Origin of the sequence: Nocardia sp. NPDC004654 (genome assembly GCF_040609595.1) — a bacterium.
GTDB lineage: Bacteria > Actinomycetota > Actinomycetes > Mycobacteriales > Mycobacteriaceae > Nocardia.
In genome coordinates this window covers 1-1,028 of sequence record NZ_JBEXKI010000026.1, presented here as the reverse complement: position 1 = coordinate 1,028, position 1,028 = coordinate 1, and the positions used below count along the sequence as shown (strand labels likewise).

Sequence of the window (1,028 nt, the reverse complement as noted above, 5' to 3'; positions counted from 1 at the left end):
GGGTGCTCCGGCTCTCCTGCTGGAACGCACGCGTGAACGCGGACATCGCCGCGGCGATCGGCGCGTGCCGGGTGAGGACCGCGGCGGCCTCCTCCGGAATGCCTTGCGGCGGTGTGCCTTCGGCGATCGCGCGCACCATCGTGGCGCGCGTCTCCCGGTCCTCCCGCTGGAGCCCGTACAGGGCGGTGATCAGCCAGTTCACCAGGTAGGTGGCGGTGAAGCCGCGGTCGTAGCTCTGGTTCTGGTCGAAGAACGCGGCCTCGGCCGGCGAGAGGTCGAACCCGCAGGAGAGCGAGAGGCCGTAGTCGCCGAAGTAGAGGCGTCGACCGTCGGTCAGGATGTTCTCGAAGTGCGCGTCGAGGTGCAGCAGCCCACGGCTGTTCATGAACGCGGTGCCGGCGGACAGTTCCCGCTCCACCAGTGCGCAGGCCCGGCCGGTGGCCTCCTCACCCGCCTCGATCTGGGTGTTCAGCCACTCGTGCAGGTTCTGCGGGATGTATTCCAGGAACAGCACGATGCTCGCCGAAGAATCTCGCACGGCCTCGATCCGGTGACGGACCTGCGGTCGGCCGTCCCAGTACGCGACGGCGCGATCGATGTCGGCGAGCTCGGCCGGCAGCGGCGTCGTGTCCGGCAACGCCCGCCAGTGATACATCAGCGGGAAGCCCTCGTATTCAGCGGCGAGCACCCAGTTCGTCGTCATGGTGTGCACGGCGAGCTCGCGCCAAGCCCCGAAACCCGCCCCGCCGATCAGGCCGACGCCGTAGTGGTAGAACAGCGGCAGGTCGAACAGGTTCGCCGTGGACCGGGAATGCTCGGGCTGCCGTTCCAGATCGGTGAGGGGCACTCGCTTCACCAACACCGGGATTCCGGCGATCTCCACCAGCGACGACTTCCCGCCGATACCAGCACCGAGCGGCGCGGCCGCGTCCACGAGCTCGCGCAGCGCGTGATCGCTGTGCAGCGCCAGGGCCGTGGAGACGGCGCTGTGGACGTGCAGACGCGCCGGGCGCGACATGTCGCGGGTC

1 protein-coding gene is annotated in these 1,028 nt (G+C 69.3%); it reads right to left on the bottom strand.

All coding sequences use genetic code 11. The features are described from left to right. Nucleotides 1-1,028 (bottom strand): protein kinase family protein (locus tag ABZV58_RS34560; RefSeq protein WP_355004401.1); only part of this gene is annotated, 1,028 nt, incomplete at both ends.